Genomic DNA, 21,573 nt, shown 5'->3' on the forward strand with positions numbered 1-21,573 from the left:
TCACATATTTCCGGCTACCGCAAGCCTTTTGCAATATTAATATTAGTTAACCGATTAGTTAAATCCTTAATGATGCCCCTCTTACCATCTAATATTTACTGTATTGCCAACAGGTAAAACGTTTAACCAAATGCTGTAATTGCACCTATTCCGCTAACTTTAAACCACCTCAAAATAAAAAAGCAGCCACCCCATTAGGCAACTGCCTCAATCAATTCAATTGTCCATGATGCTCATGCCGCTACATGATAATCGGGTGCCATAATTGTGAAAATACAAACAATCATTGCCATTTATCTCCCATGTTATAAAGATCTGGTTCAACATCTTTGTACTCTCATCGGTTATGCGTTGGGGTGCACCCAGCTTTCTCAAACTTGCTTTCTCCACTGTTAAACCAATAAAAAAATAGCTCAAACCACTCGTCACTGTATACATACAATATCGAATTACTGCACTCATTACATTCATCAGTCTAACATTTACCCCTCCTCACATCACCAGACGGATTTAGTAGGTAAAACCCCCTTACCTAAGTCGTCTTGCTTAAGGTTAAATATAGCGACAATAGTTGTCTAGGTCAAACATTTTGACTTGAATTCTTATAAAAATTTTTTATCGCTATTATTGACTATAAAGCAATGTGAAACCAATACGCACTCATTTAACAGCATTTAGGTTTCAAAAATAATCGCGCGTTTTATATTTTTATAAAAAATAGCATTTTTATATGACAAAAATGCTAAATGGTTATTTTTAATTATTACAATACTTTAGCTTAACCAGGAATCTAACCAGAATCGCTTTTGAGTGATCACGTCAGCAGCTGCTGCTGTGATTTTTTGAATGCCTGCATCTTCTGATCGTTGGCTGGCTTTTTCCATCAATTCCTGACGTTGCTGCTCTTCCGGTACCACCCACTTAAGCGCCGTCATTTGCCGTAAGATTTCAAACAGATTCAGCGCTGATACCTCCGCGGAACGCGTTACTTGGTCCATCAACCAGGTGCTAACTGCTTTTCGGGCTTGATCAGTCGGTTCATAAATCGTATGCGGCTTTAAATTGTTCTGAAACGTTACTCGTTCAACTTGGTGATTTGCTAAGAGTTTAACACCGACCCCGTCATACACCTGATTCGCAATATCCCAGCTTGTCACTGGTTTTAGGGCATTTTCTAAACGATCATCTTGAGACAGCGCCTCAGTTAACTCCTTAACAAACACCGAGAGATAGTCTGGAAGCTGAACTGACTGGTTAAAGGTTACCCGATCATCTTTAAGTGAAATAACGTGGTTAGTTGCCAAATCTAAAAAAACGGCCACCACAAAGTAGGCTTGACTGGTAAAACGTGTCCGCAACATGGGTCTTTTACCGATCCGTTCCGTTATCAATAAGTATTTTTCTGCTGTTATGAGTTCCACTGATTATCACTCCTTAAAAATAGCATACCACCTGCGTCATTTAACCACCATTCTGCAAGCTCAAATCTATGACGAAACGGGCACATTATGCCATAATATGTTTCAAAAGTGGTGGTTTTTAAAATAGTTTCTTCCTATTATAAAGAACTTGTTCACATATTAACAAAGGAGCTTTAAAATGACTGAAAAATATTCAACCGACTTGTTGACGCAACTACCTAAATTATCGCTGCCCAGCCTTGAAGAAACCCTTAAGCGCATTGTGGAATGGTGTACCCCGATAGTGGGAGCTGCTGAACAGAAAAAACTAGCCGCGTTAATCGCTGATTTTCAAAAAAGCGATGCCCCCGAATTACAGTCCCTGTTGAAACAGCAATGGGTCGAAACCAATGCCAGTTGGCTAACACCCATCCTACGCCATCATTATCTGATCAATCGAAAGCCATTACAGTGCACCTCCAACTTTGCCCTTACCGTCTCTCCAGCTCAGTTACCGAACCTGGATCAAATCACGATGGCAGCTAAACTGCTGCAAAACTTCGCGGATCAATATCTAGCGTATGCCTCAGGAGATGCACCACTAGAAACCGGTCTAAACGGTCAGCCTTTGGATATGAGTACGTATCAGCGTCTATTTCGTACGCAGCGTCAACCTGGCTGCCAACATGACTTACTGCAGAAAACCCGCCAAACGTTAACGAACGTCGAAGCCACCGTCATTTATCGTCAAACCTTCTATCAGGTTCGGCTGATTGACCACGCTGGTCGGGTGTCTACGTTGCGTTCATTGACTGAAGCACTCATTGCAATCATTCAAAATACTGCCACGGATCCGGTTTTTACTGGTGCTTATACCGGATTGCCACGCACCACAGCTGCCAAATTGAGGCAACAGTTAACAACAAACAAGCTTAATCGGGATAATTTGACCCGTATCAGCAATAGTTTATTAGTTTTAACCCTACAAGACTCTGATAAGCCGCTAACGGCACAGTCAGCCCTTCTCGGCTCTCAGGATCGATTCTTCGATAAAACGGTCCAAGTGTTCGTCAGTGCCAACACTAATATTGGCTTTGCCTTCGAACACAGCCAAATTGATACAGCCCAGGCTTTACGTCTAACTGATTCGGTTGTTGCACACTTAAGTCAGCCGGCTGATCAATGGGATAGTAAAGGTAAGCCGCACTTTCAGCAGCTTGAATGGCAGTTAGATTTGGATACCAAGACTGCACTAAGTGAAGCCAGCCGGCAAAACGCCCAAATTGCAAATCAACTGACTTCGGCAACGACCACCATTTCAGATTTGGGTACTGCTCAACTGGAAGAGCTGACTATCAACCCAGACGCTTTTATTCAGATTGGTTTAGCCTTAGCCGAATACCGTGCGACCGGTGGCTGGCAAAACATCACTCAAACGGTTTCTTTACGTCATTTTTACCAAGGGCGAACTGACGAGATGCCCACGGTTAGTTTCGAAATGAAACGCTTTATTCAAGCCTTCGGAGACGGCCAGCGTGACGTGACTGTCAGACAATTATTTGACCACGCCGTCTCCGCCTATAATGAACGGATCGGTCTTGGTCAAACCGGAATGGGGATTGTGCGCCATCTTTTGGGAATGCATGACATGATGAGACAGAATGGCGGTGAGGCAGCTTTTCCCGAGGCGGCAGCATTCTTTAATTCACCTTTTTTGAACCAATTAGTGACACCCCTTTTTTCAACGGCTAGTATTCCAATGTCAATCGTTGATAGTTTTTTAACTGCTCCCCGCAGTTCTGATGGGTATGGGATTTACTATAGTGTCTCAACGTCTAAAATTAGATTAACCGTTTCGTCCTGGATAACAAATACGTTTGACGCCCACGAGATACTCACTGACATCACTGATAGTCTCACTGAACTATTTAACTGGGTGGCTGAAAATGACTGAACTCACCAGCAATTTAAAAACAAAAAAATATCCATTCCCCCCGGAATGGATATTTCATTTCTAATTTAATTTTTTTATTAACGGTAACTGTGAACTAAACCATTAACGTCGGGTTTTGATACGGATTGATCACGCGTAGCGTAATACATCACACTGTGCTTGCCCACGTTATGTTCCAATCCTAAGGCATGGCCTAATTCATGTTCAGCAACGTTCGTCCGTTCGCCCTTTGAATAGTGGTAACGGTTGGCAACGTTAGTGAAGACGTATGATTTGGCGCTGGCCAAAACAGACAAACCGTTCATATTCTTGTTGTTATAGTAAGACGAGTAAGTAATCCCAACAGTTGAATCATTCTTACCCATTGGTGAATTGCTGTTCGACAATGTAATGTCAGCTTTGCCAGAAGTCGGAACTAAGTTAACAACACCGCTGCGGTTCCAGGTCTTAACGGCATTTTGCCAAACGGACTTGTAGTAACTTGAACCACTGGCGATCTTGTAAGTAATGGTAGTAGTTGACCAGCGCTTAGCAGCCGGTGTCAAACTAGCTTTACCGGTAGCGGCACCACCGTCAGCTTCAGCAGTTCCCAAACTAACTGAAGATTTGACGGCTTCGGTGGCATCGGCGTCAGTAACAATCTTAGCACTTGCGTGACTTGGTGTAGCGAAACTCAAACCTGCAACGACAGCGACAAATGTTAATAAAGTACCCATTAAACGATTATTCATAATATACTGATAAGTCTCCTTAAATTCCTGAGTGTCTCGACTATCAGCTTTTCCTTAAAAATTCTCCAAAAATATAACGCACGAGAGAGAGTCGTGTTTGTCATAATAAAATTGCTTAACCATGATGCTGATGAAAATGTAATCGTTGTTCCCAATGCTGATTATTGACCCCCAATAACCAACGCAACGAAAATGACTATAACACCAGGGTTTTAGAAATACAATGGCAGTTAATTTTTTATAATAATAATGAAAGCGGATTTATGAAGATGTTATAACGACAAAATTTTAGGCGCTTAATCCTAGTTTGACAGGCTTAAGTGCGCGTTGATTTCCCTTTAAGTTTTAAGATGTAAACAGTTTCATTTACAAATGTTGTTTTGTAAAAAGATTTTATTTTTCTCAAAAATGTTCAAAAAGTGTCTAAATATAAGACATATCATTATATATGTTCTATTCTCAGCTGATACTTTTAACTTTTGCTTTCTCTTCACGGTGACTTTTCAATAGTGACTATCTCTTGATGAATTCACTAAAATTAACCCGACATTTGAGCCAAAAAAATATCCATTCCCCCCGGAATGGATATTTCACTTCTAATTTAATTTTTTTATTAACGGTAACTGTGTACTAAACCATTAATGTCAGGTTTTGAAACGGATTGATCCCGCGTAGCGTAATACATGACACTGTGCTTACCAACGTTATGTTCCAAACCTAAAGCGTGGCCTAATTCATGTTCAGCAACGTTCGTCCGTTCACCCTTTGAATAGTGGTAACGGTTAGCCACGTTCCTGTAGACGTATGACTTGGCACTTGCTAGAACAGCCAAGTTGTTCATTGTTTTGTTGTTGTAGTATGACGAGTAAGTGATCCCAACGGTGGCATCATTTTTAACTGGTGAATTACTAGTTGATAAAGTAATGTCAGCCTTGCCAGAAGTCGGAACCAAGTTAACAACACCACTGCGGTTCCAAACTTTAACGGCATTCTTCCAAACGGACTTGTAATAACTTGAACCGCTGGCGATCTTGTAGGTAATAGTGGTTGTTGACCAACGCTTAGCGGCTGGTGTCAAACTAGCTTTACCGGTAGCGGCGCCACCGTCGGATTCAGCAGTTCCTAAACTAACTGAAGATTTGACGGCTGCCGTAGCATCGGCGTCAGTAACGATCTTAGCACTTGCGTGACTGGGTGTAGCAAAACTCAAACCTGCAACGACAGCGACAAATGTTAATAAACTACCCATTAAACGATTATTCATATATACTGATAAGTCTCCTTAAATTCTAGAGTGTCTCGACTATCAGCTTTTTCTTAAAAATTCTCCAAAAATATAACGCACGAGAGAGAGTCGTGCTTGTCATAATAAAATTACCAAACCTTGATGCTATGAAAATTAAATCATTGTTCCCGATGTTGATTATTGACCCCCAATAACCAACGCAATAGAAATGACTATACCATCAGGCTTTTCAGAATACAATAGCAAATTTTAAATGGGAAAATTTATGAAAACGGATTTATGAATTTATTATAACGGCTTACTTTTTGTCAATAAAGCCTATCTTAGCAAGCTTTATCAGCCGTTCGATTGACTTGACATTTTAAAATGTAAACAGTTTCATTTACACATAATATTTTTTAAAAAAGTTGCTCTTTTTCAAAAAAAATCAGAAGTATGTTCTTTTTATATACACATATCAATATGTGTCCTATTTGGCTGAGGCTGGCAAAACTAAATTGGCGTACAAAAAACGGCTACTAATAACTAGTAGCCGTTTTTTAATTAGAAATGAAATATCCTTACCTTTTCAATGCTTCATCACGACTTAATCCTCATTCATGTTTTGTAGGAGACATCTACAAATCCTGAACTACTGGTTTACTGATAAACGCACTGCCTGAATTTTGATCCATTATACAAACGGTATAATTTCACTCGCAATCGTATAGATTACTGGGGGTCTCTGATTTTTCATCAGAATGAGTTGATTGGGGGGAATCAACTCATGAGGGATTTGAAAATATTCAAACCAAAAGGATGATTAAGGCGAAACGTCATTAATAAAATTACTCCAGAAACGACAACGACCCGGCCAGGTCTCTCTCCTGTCCGGGTCGTGTCACTAGAATGTACTGTTGATCTCTAGTGCTGAGCATTTTTATATAATTTTCGTTTCAAATCTTTATGACAAGAAACATCATACAACGGAATATTCAATTGTGCAAGACTTTTTTCCCAATTTTTTTGTTTTTTCTCAATAAATTGACAAGTCTACTTCATATTGCATCTCTGGTGAAACTCCATTAAGCTAGGAATCATAGCCGTTTACAACAGCTTAATTTCTCTTTGGGAGGCGCTTATGAAAATTATTATTGCCCCAACTAAAAAAATGGTCGTGAATACTAACGACTTTGATATTCAAGGATTACCTGTATATATAGAAGAAACTCGCCAAGTTCTTAAAAAAATGCGGACGTTCACCTATGAACAGGCTAAAGCCATGTGGCATTGCAGCGATAAACTCGCGCGACCCAACTACACCTGGTTACAAGAGTTGGATTTAGATACCCAGCTCACACCAGCCATCCTTGGTTACACCGGCATCCAGTACCAATACATGGCGCCGGATCTTTTCACCGCTCCCGCCCTCGCTTATGTCCAAGCCAACTTGCGAATTCTCTCTGGTTTTTACGGTATCTTACGGCCGTTTGACGGTGTTGTTCCTTACCGATTGGAAATGCAGTCTGCCATACAGGTCGCAGGCAGCCGCAACCTGTATGAATTCTGGGGGAACCGCCTATACCAGGCGTTACGTTTCAATGATGGCCCCGTACTCAACCTGGCTTCACAGGAGTACGCCAAAACGATTACCCCCTTCCTGCAACCTAATGACCGCATGATTAACGTCGTGTTTGGTTCAGAAGTTAACGGCAAATTAAAAATAAAAGCCACGTTAGCCAAAATGGCCCGTGGCGAAATGGTACGCTATTTAGCCGAAAACAATGTTCATGACGTGTCCGCCGTGACTCATTTTGATCATCCGGACTGGCACTTTGATAGTGACCGGTCAACTGCTGACCAACTTGTTTTTGTCAATAATGAACGTCAGCACTAGGCAATCTCGGTACGTTTCTGATAACTGTCAATGCGCTTGGTCCGTAATAGAAAACCGTTGATGCCATCTTCTAAGTATGCCTTTAAATACTGATATTCCTGCTGCAGGTCGACGTTATCCTGGTGATAGAGCCAATCCTTTAATGAAAGAAACAGCGTGCCGCCCAACGTTTTTTGCAGGAATTCGCAGTAACTGGTATCAATACTAATCTTTTCAACCTGACCGAGACTGGTAAAAATTTGACCGACCATCGTCTTTAAATGAGTGACAATAACCTCTTCAGGTGCGTTTTGAACATCCAGCTTCAGAACATTTTGGTAAAAATCCCGGTTATGATCAAAGTAAGTCAGCATCGCCAGCAAAGTTTGCGGCCAAAATTGATAATTGCCGCAGTACTTCACAGCGTCTTTGACCTCGGTTGAATAAATTTCAGCCAGCACGTCGTATTTATCACGAAAATGGTCGTAGAATGATTGCCGACGCATGCCGGTCACTGCCATGATCGTTGTCACCGTAATTTTATCAAACGGCTGTGAAACAACGAGCTGCTTCGTTGCTGCCATGATTTTTTCCTTTGTCGTCATGCCATCTGCTCCCTTCGCTCTTACTCATTACTACGATACCATACATTGCGACCCTTGTGGAAAACGACTACCCATGCTTATAATATAGGAAGTCTAATTATTTGGAGGTTTTTATCAGGTGACTGAAGAAGGAGAACAATCGACAAATCTGGTCCCATCAGACCAGCATCATATGGCGATTCACTGGAAAGATTTTGCACCGAACCAAGATACGCCCATCAAGCAGGCACGAGTCAAAGCCCGTGCATCGATCGTGGGCCGGATCGGCATTATGATGCTTTCCTGCGGTACTGGGGCGTGGCGTGTCCGCGATGCGATGAACACCGTTGCTCGCGTACTTAATTTAACTTGTTCTGCTGATATCGGCTTAACAACGATTAACTTCACCTGTTTTGATGCAGGCCACAGTTACTCGCAAATTCTGGCGCTGCCAAATACGGGTGTGAATACGGACAAGCTCTTCGTGTTAGAAACGTTTGTCAGACAGTTCGGTCAGAAATACGCGCAATTAACGATTCAGCAATTGCACCATCAACTAGACGGAATTCAAAAAACACCAGGTCACTATTCTCCCATTATGAAGGGCCTGGCAGCTGCCATTGCCTGTGCGTCATTTATTTTTTTACTGGGCGGCGGCTGGATTGAAATGTTTTGCACGTTCATCGGTGCCGGTATTGGGAACTGGGTACGTGGTGAAATGGGGAAGCGCAAGCTGTCCACTATTTCGGGCATTGCTATCAGTGTCGGCATAGCTGAAATTGTCTACTTTACGGCATTTAAAAGTCTGCAAGTATTTTTGCCAATTGCTGGTAATCACGAAGCTGGGTACATCGGTGCCATGTTGTTCGTGATCCCTGGTTTCCCCTTTATTACCAGTTTCTTGGATTTATCAAAACTGGATATGCGTTCGGGGCTGGAACGTCTGACTTACGCCATCATGATCACCGGTGTTGCTACGCTCTGCGGCTGGCTGATTGCATTGATCATTCACTTCCAGCCGGAAGACTTTATTTCACTGGGACTAAGCCCGTTTTGGCTATTATTCTTACGGTTACCGGCAAGTTTCTTTGGGGTATACGGTTTCTCCATGATGTTTAACAGTTCGCAGAAAATGGCGATCACGTCTGGCCTTATAGGTGCGGTTGCCAACACATTACGGCTGGAATTGGTCGACTTTCACACCATTCCCGCACCGGCTGCCGCTTTCTGCGGTGCGTTGGTAGCTGGACTGTTAGCATCCACGATCAACCGAAAAGTTGGTTATCCACGGATTTCGTTAACGGTCCCTTCAATCGTCATTATGGTGCCGGGGCTTTATATTTACCGCGGAATTTACTACATTGGCTTAAACGAAATTGGTGACGGGGCGCTGTGGTTAACGCGTGCGGCACTGATCATTTTGTTCCTGCCGCTTGGTTTGTTTGTTGCTAGATACCTGTTGGATGAGGATTGGCGGCATTTTAACTAGAGTGCGTGGAGCAACTCGGGTAGATGCCAGAGTGTAAGTGAATTGAAAAGGTGCAGCCCTGATTTTGGGGGCTGTGCCTTTTTAATTTGCTTACACGGCAGGCATCTGAGTTGCAGAACGCGATTAGGCTACGTAAAATTAACCAGCAAAAAGAGGCACCAGGATGATTACGAAAATCGTCCTGGCACCTTTGCTCTAACCCTATTCTTTCAAAATACCCTCTTTTTTAAAGGTTGCGTTCCGCATCAACCGATATAACGTTGCCGTCACGGGTACCGCTAGCATCATGCCAACGATGCCAGACAGCCCGCTGCCAACAGTAATTGCGGCTAACACTAAGATGCCTGGCAGCCCAATGGTACCGCCCACTACTCTTGGGTAAATCAGATTACCTTCAATTTGCTGAAGGATCACAATGAAGACAACGAATAAAATGGCTTGAATCGGTGATGATACGGCGATGAGCACAAAACCAACGACCCCACCGATCCAAGCACCGATCATTGGGATCAGGGCACTGACACCAACCAACGCACCAATTGATAATGCGTCTGGAAATTGAAAAACCATCATCCCTAGCGTACATAGCGTACCCAGAATGAAGCCCTCCAACACCTGTCCGGCGATAAAGCTAGAAAACATCTTGTCCGTCACACGCAGCACATAGTGCGTTTTTACAACGAACTTGTTTGGTAAAAAGTCATCCATCAGCCGGTTTAGCCAGCCACCAATTTTTTCTTTACCGCTGATCAGATAAATTGAAAAAACAAAAGCTAGGACAAAGTTCAGCAGTCCAGAAAAAATGTTGGTGAAAATGGATATGGTGGAACTAAAGATACCGGAAGCCCCTGCAGTCAGATACTTCGTTGCCTTAGATTCAATCGACTGCCAGTTAAATGAAGACGTGGCATCCGTGAATCGCTGACTAATGGTATGGTTATGATCCACTTGATTCAGCCAGTGCGTGACATCATTAACGGTACTTGGTAAGGTCTTAAAGAAACTGTTGATGGCATCGATAAATTGTGGAATTACTAACCGCATGACACCGGCAATCACCAGTACGATAATCAGTAAGGCCAACAGGATTGCCAGCGGACGCCGCAATCCCTGTGCCCATTTTTGATCAGCGCGCGGCCATAGCCACTTTTCCAGTTGACGGGACAGCAGGTTAACCGCATAAGCCATGACGCCGCCTAATATCAAAGGGTTAAGCACCGAGAGCAACTTGCCGATAGCCCCAAAAATCTGCCCTGGGTAAACCAGGCAGGCTAAAAAAAGCGCGACCACGACACTGCTCCAGATAAACGATTTCTTGGATATGGTCATTTGAACACCTCCGCGAGTAGAATTGATTACTTTCATTTTACCTTAATTAGATGACTCGACCAAACTTTCTTTCAACATTCAAAAATAGCTTGGAGCCAATCTGTAACACGAAGGCATCCAAGCTATTTGAATGAATTGCTATTATTTTTAAACCAATTTACCAACAACCGGTAACTTGGCCAGTACTGACTTCTTATGCGGTGCAGTCATGATGACCTCCGACAGGTCCTTACCCGCGACGTTGCCATGGTGCTCACCGTTCTTCCAAGCATCCACATCCGTCACATCATAGATCGTACCGTCGATTGCAACATACGCCTTATGACCATCCTTGCCATCATATTGCTTCAGTTCTTCTTTGGTTAAGTTTACTGCCATGAGTCATCCGTCCTTTCTTGTCTCTAACCATCAGTCTACCATTTATCACCCGAAAAGTCAGTTAAATTGACAGCGCTTTACTGTTCCGCTTTTACCTCGACCCGTTTTGACGTCACGTGCAGGCCAATACCCGTAAAGCCGCTGATCAGAGACATCACTGGGCACAGTAGACTAAAGAAGACGAAGGGCAGGTATGACATGGTTGGCACTCCCAACGTGTTGGCAATGAAGACCCCGCCAACGCCCCAAGGAACTAGGTAGTTCAGTACGGTCCCGCCATCTTCCAGCGTCCGACCAAGCGCCGAGTTTTCTAGGCCGCCGTTATTAAAAGCCCGTTTAAATGACCGTCCAGGTAAAATAATGGAAAGAAACTGCTCACCGACGAAAATGTTGATGCCGATGCAGGCAGCTAAAGCAGCAGAAACTAATTTACCGTGAGAGTTAAGGTGAGCAGATAACGGGGTCATCACAGCACTGACCAAACCGAAGTTTACCAGCAGGCCACCTAATGACAGCGTCAAAACAATCAGTGCCACAGTAGGCATCATGCTGACGATCCCGCCTCGTGATAATAACAAGTTAACTTCTGAATTGGACGTCTTAGCAACAAAACCGTTAGTGATGATGTTACTAGCCTTGGTAACGCTGAGCTGCGGATTATTGATAAACATCATCACAGCTGAAACCAGCACGTTTAACAGCATGGTCGGAATCGCCGCCATCTTAAAGCCGGCACAGACAAATACCAAAACGATTGGGATCAGTGCCACCCACGAAATGTGGAAGTCCTGTGATAAAGCGGCAACCGTGGTATTAATTTTCGCAAAGTCAGCGTGGTTGTGGCCGAAACCGAGAAGAGCAAACACCACGGTGGAAATGACCGCAGCTGGCACCGTGGACCACAGAATGGTCTTCATGTGATCGAACAAATCCGTATCTACAACTGCCGCAGCTAAGTTGTTGGTTTCGGATAATGGTGAGCACTTATCACCAAAGACCCCGCCGGAAATAACCGCCCCGGCAACCAGGGCTGGGTTAAAGTTCATGGTAACACCGATACCGAAGAAGGCAATCCCCACAGTGGAAACCACCGTGAAACAGCTCCCTACAGCGGCACCAACTAAGGAACAAACCAGAAAGACGGTGGGCAGGAACCACTGCGCGCTGATGGCCTTAAACCCAATCACCATCAACGTGGGAATGGTCCCGGCAGCGATCCAGGTACTGATCATCGCCCCAATTAAAATAAAGATCACGATGGGAATGATTCCTTTATCGATCCCGTCTTTGATACCGTGATTAATGTCATCCCATGAAAGGCCTTTGAATTTCGCCCAAAAGATGGTCACGGTAATGGCTAATAAAACGGGTACTTGTGGTGACAGCCCAAAACCGATCACCCCAGTTCCCATGATGGCCAAAATAATCACTAACATCACAATGGCTTCTCTTAAACTTAATTTGATTTTTTGCATAACGTTGATCTCCCTTTTAGTTGTTTGTTAACGGCATCTTTTCTGGTCGATCAATATCGCGTCATCCCGCCGCTGGTTGTTCTCATCACAATACCTTCTCCCCAATAAAAAAATCGCCCCCATTGCATTTAATTGCAACAGGGACGATCAGACTCTACCGTGGTACCACCCAAATTGTGCACATTACTGTACACCACTCACCAGAAGATAATGGATTCTAGCGGTAACCACTGCCGACGTCTACGTATTTCGTCAACTTCACCCTGATTGACTCGCAGCAACCGCCAACTTCCTGACACCCAGATAAAGTGCTACTTGATTGTAAGTCCGACATTAAATATTAATTAAAATTATAACCTGATTTTTGTAAAATGCAAGTGACAGGGTGAAATTACCAAATCGCTACTAAATCCGTACAAGCCTTTCACCGTTAATCAACGGCCTAATCATGATATGATTATCAAGAAGGGAGCCGACATTCGATGCATATTTTACTGATCAACGGGTACACGCCGCACCCCGATGCGGGTGGTAAATTAACCCAGACACTAGTGGCCATCAGCCGCGAAAAATTAACTCAGCATCACCAGGTTAAATACACTGCTGTCACGGATTATCAGGCCAGCGAAGAAGCCGAAAAGTTCCGCTGGGCTGACTTGATCCTGCTGTATTTTCCCCTCTACTGGTACGCGGTGCCGTGGGGACTGAAACGCTACTTAGATGACGTTTTCGCACTGCACGTTTTTTACGATGCGGATGAAAATGCCCAGCCAGTTCCGTTAATGACTGGTAAACACTTCGGCTACGTCACCACCCTAGCGGCCGTTCCCGAAACTTACGCACCGGACAATCCGCTGACAGAAGGCCTCACAGTTGCTGATCTACTCAAACCACTGAACGTTACTTTCCGTTACGTGGGTATCGAACCCGCTGCTCAATTTCACAACTGCATCTTCTATGATGTCTATAATCCAGCAGTAATCGAACCAATCAAGGCATCGCTCCTCACTGAATTATCAAAATTAGATGGCGAATGACTCTCATTCACATGAAAAGAACTAGAATAGAAGTAAAAACAAAAAGGAGTACTTATTTTATGGCAAATAAAACATGGCTTATCACAGGAACTTCAACGGGTTTTGGCCGCTCTTTAGCAACCCTATTGGCACAGAAACCGGATCTAAACTTAGTGGCAACTGCTCGGCACACCGATCAACTGGACTACCTCGATCAATACGATCACGGTCAGATTCAAAAACTCACGTTAGATGTGACCAAGCGAGATGAAATCGACCAAGTCGTTAAACAGGTCAACGACCGCTTCGGCAGCATCGATGTGCTAGTTAACAACGCCGGTTTAGGTTACTTCGGCACCTTTGAAGAAAGTGATCGGGATGCCGTTCAATACATGTTCAACGTGAACGTTTGGGGCTTAGCCGATATGACTCGTGCGGTATTGCCTACCATGCGCAAGCAACGCAGCGGTGCCATCGTCAACTTATCATCAATTGCCGGCCTCCACTCATTTCCAACCTTATCGTTTTACAACGGTACCAAATACGCCGTTGAGGGGTTGAGTGAATCATTGGCACAGGAAGTTAAAGACTTAAACATTAAAGTTTTATTGATTGAACCAAGTGGTTTCCGTACCGACTGGGCTGGCCGTTCTTCACAAAAGACGGTGCCAACTTCACCGGATTACCAGCAATTTGCGGCATCCATTAAGCAAAATAATGCCACTGCGCACCATGAAGCCGGTGACCCAGATGCAGCTGCTGAAATCATTTACGATCAAGTCACTAACAACTACGATCAGCTGCCATTGCGCCTACCTCTAGGCAAGTTTGCATCCGACATGGCAATTGATAAATACACGAAGTCCTTAGCTGATTTTAAACGGCTTCGTGACATCTCTGTTTCTGCTGATAAACCCGAAAAATAGGAGTGTATACATGGAAAAAGTAAAATTAGGAAACAGTAACTTAAAGGTTTCTCAAATCGGTTTAGGTACCATGGCGTTTGGCCGCTGGATTTCGGAAGCCGATTCAGACGCCATCTTGGATCACGCTGTTAACAGCGGCATTAATTTAATTGACACCGCCGACTACTACGGCCCTGGGCAAGACGAGAAACCGGCGTATGGTGACGGCACTTCTGAAACCATCATTGGTAACTGGCTCAGTCACAACCCTGGTGCCCGGTCAAAGATCGTTCTGGCAACTAAGGTTGGCTCTAACACCAATCCGGTCATGAGCAATCCATCTTTGTCACGGGAACACATTCTCCAGCAGATTGATTCTTCATTGGAACGCCTGCAAACCGATCACATCGATTTATACCAGGCCCACTTATTTGATAATGACACCCCGCTGGCAGAAACGTTAACCACTCTTAGCGGCTTAGTGGATGACGGTAAAATTCGCTACTACGGCGTTTCCAACTATACCGAAGACCAGTTAGCATTAGCGCTCAGTATCGTCAAGGATCGTCGTTTGAACCCAATCACATCATTGCAGAACCGCTATAACATTCTGAGCAAACACGATGACCAAAACGTCTTAAAGCTGGCTCAGCGCTCGCACGTTGGTTTCTTGGCTTATAGCCCACTAGCGCGTGGCGTTCTCACTGGCAAATATCTAAACGGTGCCATGCCGAGCAGCAGCCGTGCTGCCCAAGGCGAACCGCTGATTAAGGAATACTTCAACGATGCTGATCAGCAAGCCGTTGAAAAGTTAAAGACCATTTCAGATCAAACTGGTACCCCAATGTCACAGCTGGCATTCGCTGGTGTCCTCTCAATTCCAGGCATCACCACTGCTCTGCTAGGTGCAAGCAAAGCCAGCTACATTGACGATGCCATCAAGGGTGCTGAGCTAAAAGTACCGCAAGGCGTAATGACGCAAATCAAATCATTGTAATTAATATTCAATACAAAAATGCCGATTGTGGACTCAACCACAACCGACATTTTTGTAGCTATTAATCACTAAGTAACCGAAGGCGCCTGTGCTTCAGTCAGTTGTGAAAGTGTTGTAAGATTGGGCGTACTTTCCCAATCTTACAACACGGGACGACATTTGAGACACGCGGGTTTAACGTGGCTTAAATACGAGGTAAAAGACAGCGGCTTTTGCCGGTCCCCAAAGCAGGTCCAAACGCGGGCGTCACAGGGGCAATAAAAAAGTCACGGTCTTACCTCCAGCAGAAAGCAGCCAACAGCTTAAACTTTAAGTATGAAATTAACCGTAGACGCCTGTGCTTTGGTCAGTTGTGTAGGTGTTGTTAGATTGGGCGTACTTTCCCAATCTTACAACACGGGACGACATTTAAGACGCGCGGGTTTAGCGTGGCTTAAATGCGAGGCAAAAGACAGCGGCTTTTGCCGGTCCCCACAACAGACCAAAGCACAGGCGCCGAAGGTGACAATAAAAAGCCATGGTCTACTTCCAACAGAAAGTAACCCATGACTTAAATTTTAAAGTATGAAATTAAGCGTTAACCGTAACCTCACGTGCAAGTGCATCAAAAGCACCCAGGGCAGCGGTAGCACCAGAACCCATGGAGATAATGATCTGCTTGTACGAGGAGTTGGTGCAGTCACCAGCAGCAAAGACGTTTGCAAGGCTGGTAGCGCCCTTGTCGTTGACGATGATCTGCCCTTGCTTATCCATATCAAGGCATTCAGATAACCAGCCCGTGTTAGGAACCAAGCCAATCTGAACAAAGATCCCATCAACGGCTAATGACTTAGAGTCACCAGTTGAACGATCTGTGTAGACCAAACCGTTGACTCTGCCATCGCCTTCGATACGAGTAGTTTGCGCATTGGTGATCAGGTCAACGTTATCCAAGGATTGAGCCTTTTCCACCAGCACGGCATCCGCTGAGATCTTCGGTCCAAATTCAAGAACGGAAACGTGTTTGGCAATGCCGGCTAAGTCGATTGCGGCTTCTACACCGGAGTTACCACCGCCGATAACAGCGACGTTCTTGCCCTTGTAAAGCGGACCATCACAGTGAGGACAATAGGCAACACCCTTATTGCGGAACTCATCTTCACCCGGAACACCGACATTCTTCCAGTGCGCACCAGTTGCAATGATCACCGTCCGGCCTTTCAGGGTAGTGTCACCCTTTAGCTGAACTTGAACGGGTGATCCGTCAGTAAGGCCAGTCACTGTTTGACCGTCGATCAACGTCACGTTGTACTTAGTCATCTGAGCTTGAATGTTTTGCATCAGCTGTTCACCCTCGATGTAGTCGGTACCGATCAAATTCTCGATGCCCACTGTTTCAAGAGGCTGGCCGCCAATATGGTCAGCAACTACCGCGGTGGATAAGCCCTTGCGAGCCGAATAGATTGCGGCTGAACCGGCAGCTGGTCCGCCACCGATGATCAAAACATCATAGACTTTGTCGGAAACGTCATCGTTAACCGCGGCCACAGCGGCTTTCCCCTGGGCCTTGTTAACCAGCTGTTCCAACGTTGCCCGACCGTTATGCCATTCTTCACCGTTTAAGAAGACGGTTGGTACGGCCATAATATCGTTAGCTTCTGCTTCGTCTTGGAACATCCCGCCTTCGATCATGGTATGGGTAATGTGCGGATTCAGCAGACTCATAATATCTAACGCTTGAACCACGTCTGGACAGTTATGACAGCTCAAGCTGGCAAAGGTTTCAAAGTGGAGGTCCTGATCAATCGCCTCGATTTGTTGACGGACCTTCTCTGAAATCTTTGGTGCGTGACCGGAAACCTGCAAAACTGCCAAAACAAAGGACTCGAATTCGTGACCCAGCGGGATTCCTGCGAAGGTAATGCCGGAAGGTGCCGCGTCCTTAGCGTCCACCGTGAAGCTGGGCTGCCGTTTCAGTGACCCTTCAGCGATTGACAGCTTTGGCGACAAAGACACGACCTCGTTTAAGAAGTCGCGGACCTTCGTACCGTTTGCCGAGTGACCAGCATCTAACGTAAAGACCACTGGCTGCTGAAGTAACTGTAAATAACTGCTCAGCTGTTGTTTTAATTGATCATCTAACATTAAATCTTACCTACAAGATCGAGGCCTGGTGTTAAGGTTTCAGAACCTTCCTTCCACTTAGCAGGACATACTTCACCTGGGTGGGATTCAACGTATTGGCCAGCCTTGATGCGGTCAATGTATTCAGAAGCGTTCCGGCCAATTCCGTCAGCGTTAATTTCAAGGGATTGAACCACGCCGTCCTTGTCCAAGATGAACGTCCCACGTTGAGCGAGACCGGCTTCTTCATCGAAGACGTCGAACATCTTGGCCAATTGGTGAGATGGGTCACCAATCATCGCGTACTGCAACTTGCCAACGGCATCGGATTCGTCATGCCATGCCTTGTGGACAAAGTGGGTATCTTCAGATACGGAGTAAACTTCAACGCCTAAACCTTGTAGCGTTTCGTATTGATCTTGTAAATCTTCCAATTCGGTTGGGCAGACAAATGAAAAGTCAGCTGGATAAAACATCACAACGCTCCAGTGTCCCTTTAAATCTGCATCGGAAATATCGATGAAATCGCCCTTTTTGTAAGCTTTTGCCTTAAATTCTTCAATCTGTTTTCCTACTAAACTCATGTTCGAAAACCTCCTTAGAATTTGCTACAAGTTCATTGTACAATGTAATCATTCTAATTTAAAGAGCAATTTAGAATTTTTCTAGATTTCTGATACAGAACCGTTATTCAGTTGCATTTATAACTTTGCTGGGCTTGTCAAGCAACCCCGCCGCGAACCCGATTTCGCTTTTATTTTACCACCAGAATTTTTTCAAAACAAAAACCGCACCCTCAAAGTGCGGCTCTTATTCTTTGACTAGCGATGTAATTTCTTTTGAATCGCATCACCGATCGTATCCACTTTTTTAGCGGCGAACACCGTACCGCCGACCAAAACTCCGCCGACGATCAACGTGCTGGCAACCATGAATTTAAATACTGATTGAATGGCATCCATAATATCAGCCACCTTTCTTAGGCATCATCTTTTCGTAATCCAAAGATTACCGAAACAATTAAGACTAGGATGACAGCGCCGATAATCGAAGGAATCAGCGCCATCCCAGCTAAGCTTGGACCCCAGGTACCTAGTAATGCCTGACCGATCCACGCACCGATCAATCCGGCAACAATGTTAGAAATCCAGCCCATGGCGGCACCGTGGTTAGTGATTGCTCCTGCAATTGCGCCAATAATAGCGCCAACAATGAGTGACCATAATAAACCCATAGTAATACCTCCTTATCGACTTAACTGACTATCATTTTTCTATAATTCCAGCATAGCAAATTTTAAACTGGTAACGCCACAAATATGATAATAATTATTTTATATTAACTATTATTATTGATTTATGTTTAACACTGTCAAATTCGTCGTTTTAATCAAAATCAATTTTAGGTTAAAATAGAACCATTCAATTAACAGAAAGTCAGGTGCTCATGTGGTTCAACCAATTGATCATATTGAAGTTCGCGGCGGTAACGTCAATAACCTGAAAAATATCGATGTTGATATCCCGTTAAATAAGTTTGTCGCTATCTCTGGGCCTTCCGGATCCGGTAAGAGTTCCCTCGCCATGGGAATTCTCTATGCCGAAGGCTCCAGGCGGTACTTAGATGCGCTATCCACCTATACCCGGCGGCGAATTGCGCAGAATAAGAAGTCTCAGGTACAATCTGTTAAACACATTCCGTCAGCATTGGCTCTGCGTCAACGGCCAAGTATCCCATCGGAACGGTCTACAGTTGGCTCGTTGACCGAAACCTTTAACGTTGTCCGGCTCATCTTTTCCCGGTTAGGCTCCGTGGTCTGTCCCAATGGCCACCGAATTCCGCCAACTATCGCAATTGCTCAGAAAATGGATCTGTCTGGCGACGACATGGGGATGATCACCTGTCCAACCTGCGGTGTGCGCTTCATGGCCAACGGTGCCGAAGATTTTTCCTTCAATTCCACTGGCGCCTGCCCCACTTGTAAAGGATTAGGTGTTGTTCGGAAACTGGATGAATCCAGACTCATCGGTGACGAGAACCTGACCATCGATCAAGGGGTGGTTGCATCCTGGCACCTACCTGGTCGAAACTTCATGCCAAAGGTCGTGGCAACGTTAGGTGTTCGCACCGACGTCCCGTACAAGGACCTCACGGATAAGGAAAAAGACATCGTGCTCCACGGCAAGAAGCAAACTCATCCGGTCAACATCAGCTCCGGTACCGGCCGGGTCTTTCACATGGACAACGCGCTGTACGAAAACGCCTATGCCGCGGTTGAAGATTCACTGGAATCGGTTACCAGTGAACGGTCGATTGCGAGAATCAATCAGTTTTACCATTTCTCAACGTGCCCTACCTGCCACGGCTCACGCCTTAATCCGGAACGCTTGAAGCAGCTAGTGGGCGGAAAGAACATTGCGGAAGTGGCCGATATGCAGCTGAACGATTTAGCAAAATGGGAGGCTGATACAAAGGCTGCCTTACCGGACGACATGGCTTCGCTGGCTAAAATGCTCTTTACTGAGCTGGATAATAATTTACGGCCATTACTGGAATTAGGCCTGGAATATCTCAGCTTATCCCGCAGCGGCAATACGTTATCCACGGGTGAACTGCAACGCATTCAGTTAGCGCGAACATTGCGGACCGAAACGACCGGCGTGTTATATGTATTAGACGAGCCATCGATTGGTCTACACCCTGATAATATCCACGGGCTGATCAACGTCTTCCGGCAGCTGATCGCGCAAGGCAACTCACTGGTGGTCGTGGATCACGAAGTCGACATCATTTCCGCTGCGGACTGGGTCATCGAAATTGGCCCCGGCTCCGGCGCTGAAGGTGGCCAAGTGATTGCCCAAGGAACACCGAAGCAGCTAGTAGATAATCCGAAATCACTGATTGGCCCGTTTATCTCCGGTCACTCAGATATTCTGCAAACAAAACACGCTGCCAAAAAGCCCACCGGCCGGTCTACGCACATTAAAATCAATGACCACTTCAACTTGCACAACGTTGATGCCACTTTTCCGGACAATAAAGTGACGGCCATCACCGGCTTTTCCGGTGCCGGTAAAACCAGTCTGATCATCGATTCGCTGGTGCCGGCCATCCGTGCCCGCAAGCAGCAGCAAAAATCACCAAGGCAAGTCAGTGAATTAACCACGGATCTGCAAGACGTGGTCAGTGTGGATGCCAGTCCGGTGGGTAAAAACGCCCGCTCAACGTTGGCAACCTACACCAGCATCATGAACGCCCTGCGGCACATGTTTGCTGATCTACCGGAAGCCAAAGCTAAAGGGTACGGCATCGCCTACTTTTCCTACAACAATAAGCAGGGTGCCTGCCCTAACTGCGGCGGTCTGGGTAATATCACGTTAGACATTCAGTACCTGCCAGACATGGAAGAAGTCTGCCCGGTCTGTCACGGTGCCCGCTATAAGGACGAGATCCAGCAGATCAAGTGGCACGGCTACTCCATTGTCGACCTGCTGAACCTCTCCGTTGAAGAAGCCATTCCCGTATTTAAAGACGTTCCCAAGATCGAACACCAGCTGAAGCAGCTCAAAGAAGTCGGCCTTGCCTACCTTCACTTGGGTGAAAGTACCCCAACGTTGTCTGGCGGCGAAGCCCAGCGGTTAAAGCTGGTCAGCCACCTCACCAAGAAACAGGCTGGTACTCTGTTTGTCTTCGATGAACCATCGATTGGCCTGCATCCGTTAGACGTTCAAACCCTGCTGCAGATCATCGACCGCTTACGGATCAACGGTGCCACGATCCTCATCATCACCCATGATGTTGACCTGATGTTAAACGCTGACTACCTGATCGATATGGGGCCTCGTGGCGGGGCTGCTGGCGGTAAAATTGTGGCTGCTGGCGAACCTTTAGAACTGGTTAAAAAGCCCGGCAGCTTGACCGTGCAGTATTTGGCTAAGCACTGGCAGAAATTCGGTAAACCTGCCTTGTAACCTAACTGATCAACCCGCAGCAGTTGACAGTCCCCCGTGAAACATGTTAATTTAAGTTCACAAACAAAAAGGAGGCCTCGCCCATTGAAGATCTAAGTCAACCGTTAGAACCTAGCACCGTGATTCCCACTACAGGGGAA

Annotated in this window: 18 protein-coding genes; 7 read left to right on the forward strand and 11 right to left on the reverse strand. The window is 45.3% G+C overall.

Annotated elements, in window-relative coordinates:
- Window positions 1-773 precede the first annotated feature (773 nt).
- Window positions 774-1,421 carry a hypothetical protein gene (locus CES81_RS05065; RefSeq protein ID WP_089120925.1) on the reverse strand — a complete coding sequence of 216 codons (648 nt, stop codon included), beginning with the start codon at window positions 1,419-1,421 and terminating at the stop codon, window positions 774-776.
- Window positions 1,422-1,599: 178 nt separating this feature from the next.
- Here CES81_RS05065 and CES81_RS05070 point away from each other — a divergent pair, with 178 nt between their 5' ends.
- On the forward strand, window positions 1,600-3,354 hold the full coding sequence (locus tag CES81_RS05070) for a choline/carnitine O-acyltransferase (protein WP_089120926.1): 1,755 nt from the start codon (window positions 1,600-1,602) through the stop codon (window positions 3,352-3,354).
- 77 nt (window positions 3,355-3,431) lie between these two features.
- Here the strand turns inward: CES81_RS05070 and CES81_RS05075 are convergent, their stop codons facing one another.
- Window positions 3,432-4,085, reverse strand: a complete 654-nt coding sequence (locus CES81_RS05075; protein ID WP_089120927.1) for a matrixin family metalloprotease — start codon at window positions 4,083-4,085, stop codon at window positions 3,432-3,434.
- 613 nt (window positions 4,086-4,698) lie between these two features.
- Window positions 4,699-5,349: a matrixin family metalloprotease gene (locus CES81_RS05080; RefSeq protein WP_089120928.1), complete on the reverse strand. Its 651-nt coding sequence runs from the start codon at window positions 5,347-5,349 to the stop codon at window positions 4,699-4,701.
- Window positions 5,350-6,451: 1,102 nt separating this feature from the next.
- Here CES81_RS05080 and yaaA point away from each other — a divergent pair.
- Window positions 6,452-7,207, forward strand: coding sequence for a peroxide stress protein YaaA (gene yaaA, locus CES81_RS05085; protein ID WP_089120929.1), 756 nt, complete (start codon window positions 6,452-6,454; stop codon window positions 7,205-7,207).
- Here yaaA and CES81_RS05090 read toward each other — a convergent pair.
- Window positions 7,204-7,791, reverse strand: coding sequence for a TetR/AcrR family transcriptional regulator C-terminal domain-containing protein (locus tag CES81_RS05090; protein ID WP_089120930.1), 588 nt, complete (start codon window positions 7,789-7,791; stop codon window positions 7,204-7,206). The two genes, yaaA and CES81_RS05090, sit on opposite strands and share 4 nt — an antisense overlap.
- Before the next feature lie 172 nt (window positions 7,792-7,963).
- On the opposite strand from CES81_RS05090, the gene CES81_RS05095 reads away from it, so the two are divergent.
- Window positions 7,964-9,259: a threonine/serine exporter family protein gene (locus CES81_RS05095; protein ID WP_089120964.1), complete on the forward strand. Its 1,296-nt coding sequence runs from the start codon at window positions 7,964-7,966 to the stop codon at window positions 9,257-9,259.
- A gap of 201 nt (window positions 9,260-9,460) precedes the next feature.
- Here the strand turns inward: CES81_RS05095 and CES81_RS05100 are convergent, their stop codons facing one another.
- From CES81_RS05100 to nhaC, 3 genes are all read right to left on the reverse strand, one after another.
- Entirely contained in the window at window positions 9,461-10,588 is a 1,128-nt protein-coding gene (locus tag CES81_RS05100) for an AI-2E family transporter (protein ID WP_089120931.1), read from the reverse strand.
- Window positions 10,589-10,735: 147 nt separating this feature from the next.
- The gene (locus CES81_RS05105; RefSeq protein WP_089120932.1) at window positions 10,736-10,966 is read right to left on the reverse strand and encodes a cytochrome b5 domain-containing protein; all 231 of its coding nucleotides are present in this window, start codon (window positions 10,964-10,966) and stop codon (window positions 10,736-10,738) included.
- A gap of 77 nt (window positions 10,967-11,043) precedes the next feature.
- Entirely contained in the window at window positions 11,044-12,441 is a 1,398-nt protein-coding gene (gene nhaC / locus CES81_RS05110; RefSeq protein ID WP_089120933.1) for a Na+/H+ antiporter NhaC, read from the reverse strand.
- A 482-nt stretch (window positions 12,442-12,923) separates the two neighbouring features.
- On the opposite strand from nhaC, the gene CES81_RS05115 reads away from it, so the two are divergent.
- From CES81_RS05115 to CES81_RS05125, 3 genes are read left to right on the forward strand one after another with little or no spacing between them, the layout of a single operon-like run.
- Window positions 12,924-13,478, forward strand: coding sequence for an NAD(P)H-dependent oxidoreductase (locus tag CES81_RS05115; protein WP_089120934.1), 555 nt, complete (start codon window positions 12,924-12,926; stop codon window positions 13,476-13,478).
- Window positions 13,479-13,537: 59 nt separating this feature from the next.
- Window positions 13,538-14,383, forward strand: a complete 846-nt coding sequence (locus tag CES81_RS05120; protein ID WP_089120935.1) for an oxidoreductase — start codon at window positions 13,538-13,540, stop codon at window positions 14,381-14,383.
- 10 nt (window positions 14,384-14,393) lie between these two features.
- Window positions 14,394-15,359 (forward strand): aldo/keto reductase, encoded by a 966-nt coding sequence (locus CES81_RS05125; RefSeq protein WP_089120936.1) that lies wholly within the window; start codon window positions 14,394-14,396, stop codon window positions 15,357-15,359.
- Between the two features lie 570 nt (window positions 15,360-15,929).
- Here the strand turns inward: CES81_RS05125 and ahpF are convergent.
- From ahpF to CES81_RS05145, 4 genes are all read right to left on the reverse strand, one after another.
- Window positions 15,930-17,483 carry an alkyl hydroperoxide reductase subunit F gene (gene ahpF / locus CES81_RS05130; RefSeq protein ID WP_089120937.1) on the reverse strand — a complete coding sequence of 518 codons (1,554 nt, stop codon included), beginning with the start codon at window positions 17,481-17,483 and terminating at the stop codon, window positions 15,930-15,932.
- Entirely contained in the window at window positions 17,483-18,046 is a 564-nt protein-coding gene (ahpC, locus tag CES81_RS05135) for an alkyl hydroperoxide reductase subunit C (protein ID WP_089089504.1), read from the reverse strand. The genes ahpF and ahpC overlap by 1 nt, the downstream gene beginning before the upstream one ends.
- 237 nt (window positions 18,047-18,283) lie before the next feature.
- Complete coding sequence (locus CES81_RS05140; RefSeq protein ID WP_089089505.1) at window positions 18,284-18,424, reverse strand: hypothetical protein; 141 nt, start codon at window positions 18,422-18,424, stop codon at window positions 18,284-18,286.
- A 17-nt stretch (window positions 18,425-18,441) separates the two neighbouring features.
- Entirely contained in the window at window positions 18,442-18,696 is a 255-nt protein-coding gene (locus tag CES81_RS05145) for a GlsB/YeaQ/YmgE family stress response membrane protein (protein WP_089089506.1), read from the reverse strand.
- 214 nt (window positions 18,697-18,910) lie between these two features.
- Here CES81_RS05145 and CES81_RS05150 point away from each other — a divergent pair, with 214 nt between their 5' ends.
- Window positions 18,911-21,433 carry an AAA family ATPase gene (locus CES81_RS05150; protein ID WP_089120938.1) on the forward strand — a complete coding sequence of 841 codons (2,523 nt, stop codon included), beginning with the start codon at window positions 18,911-18,913 and terminating at the stop codon, window positions 21,431-21,433.
- The last annotated feature ends 140 nt before the right edge of the window (window positions 21,434-21,573 follow it).

The organism is Secundilactobacillus pentosiphilus, assembly GCF_002217985.1.
In the GTDB taxonomy this organism is placed as follows: domain Bacteria; phylum Bacillota; class Bacilli; order Lactobacillales; family Lactobacillaceae; genus Secundilactobacillus; species Secundilactobacillus pentosiphilus.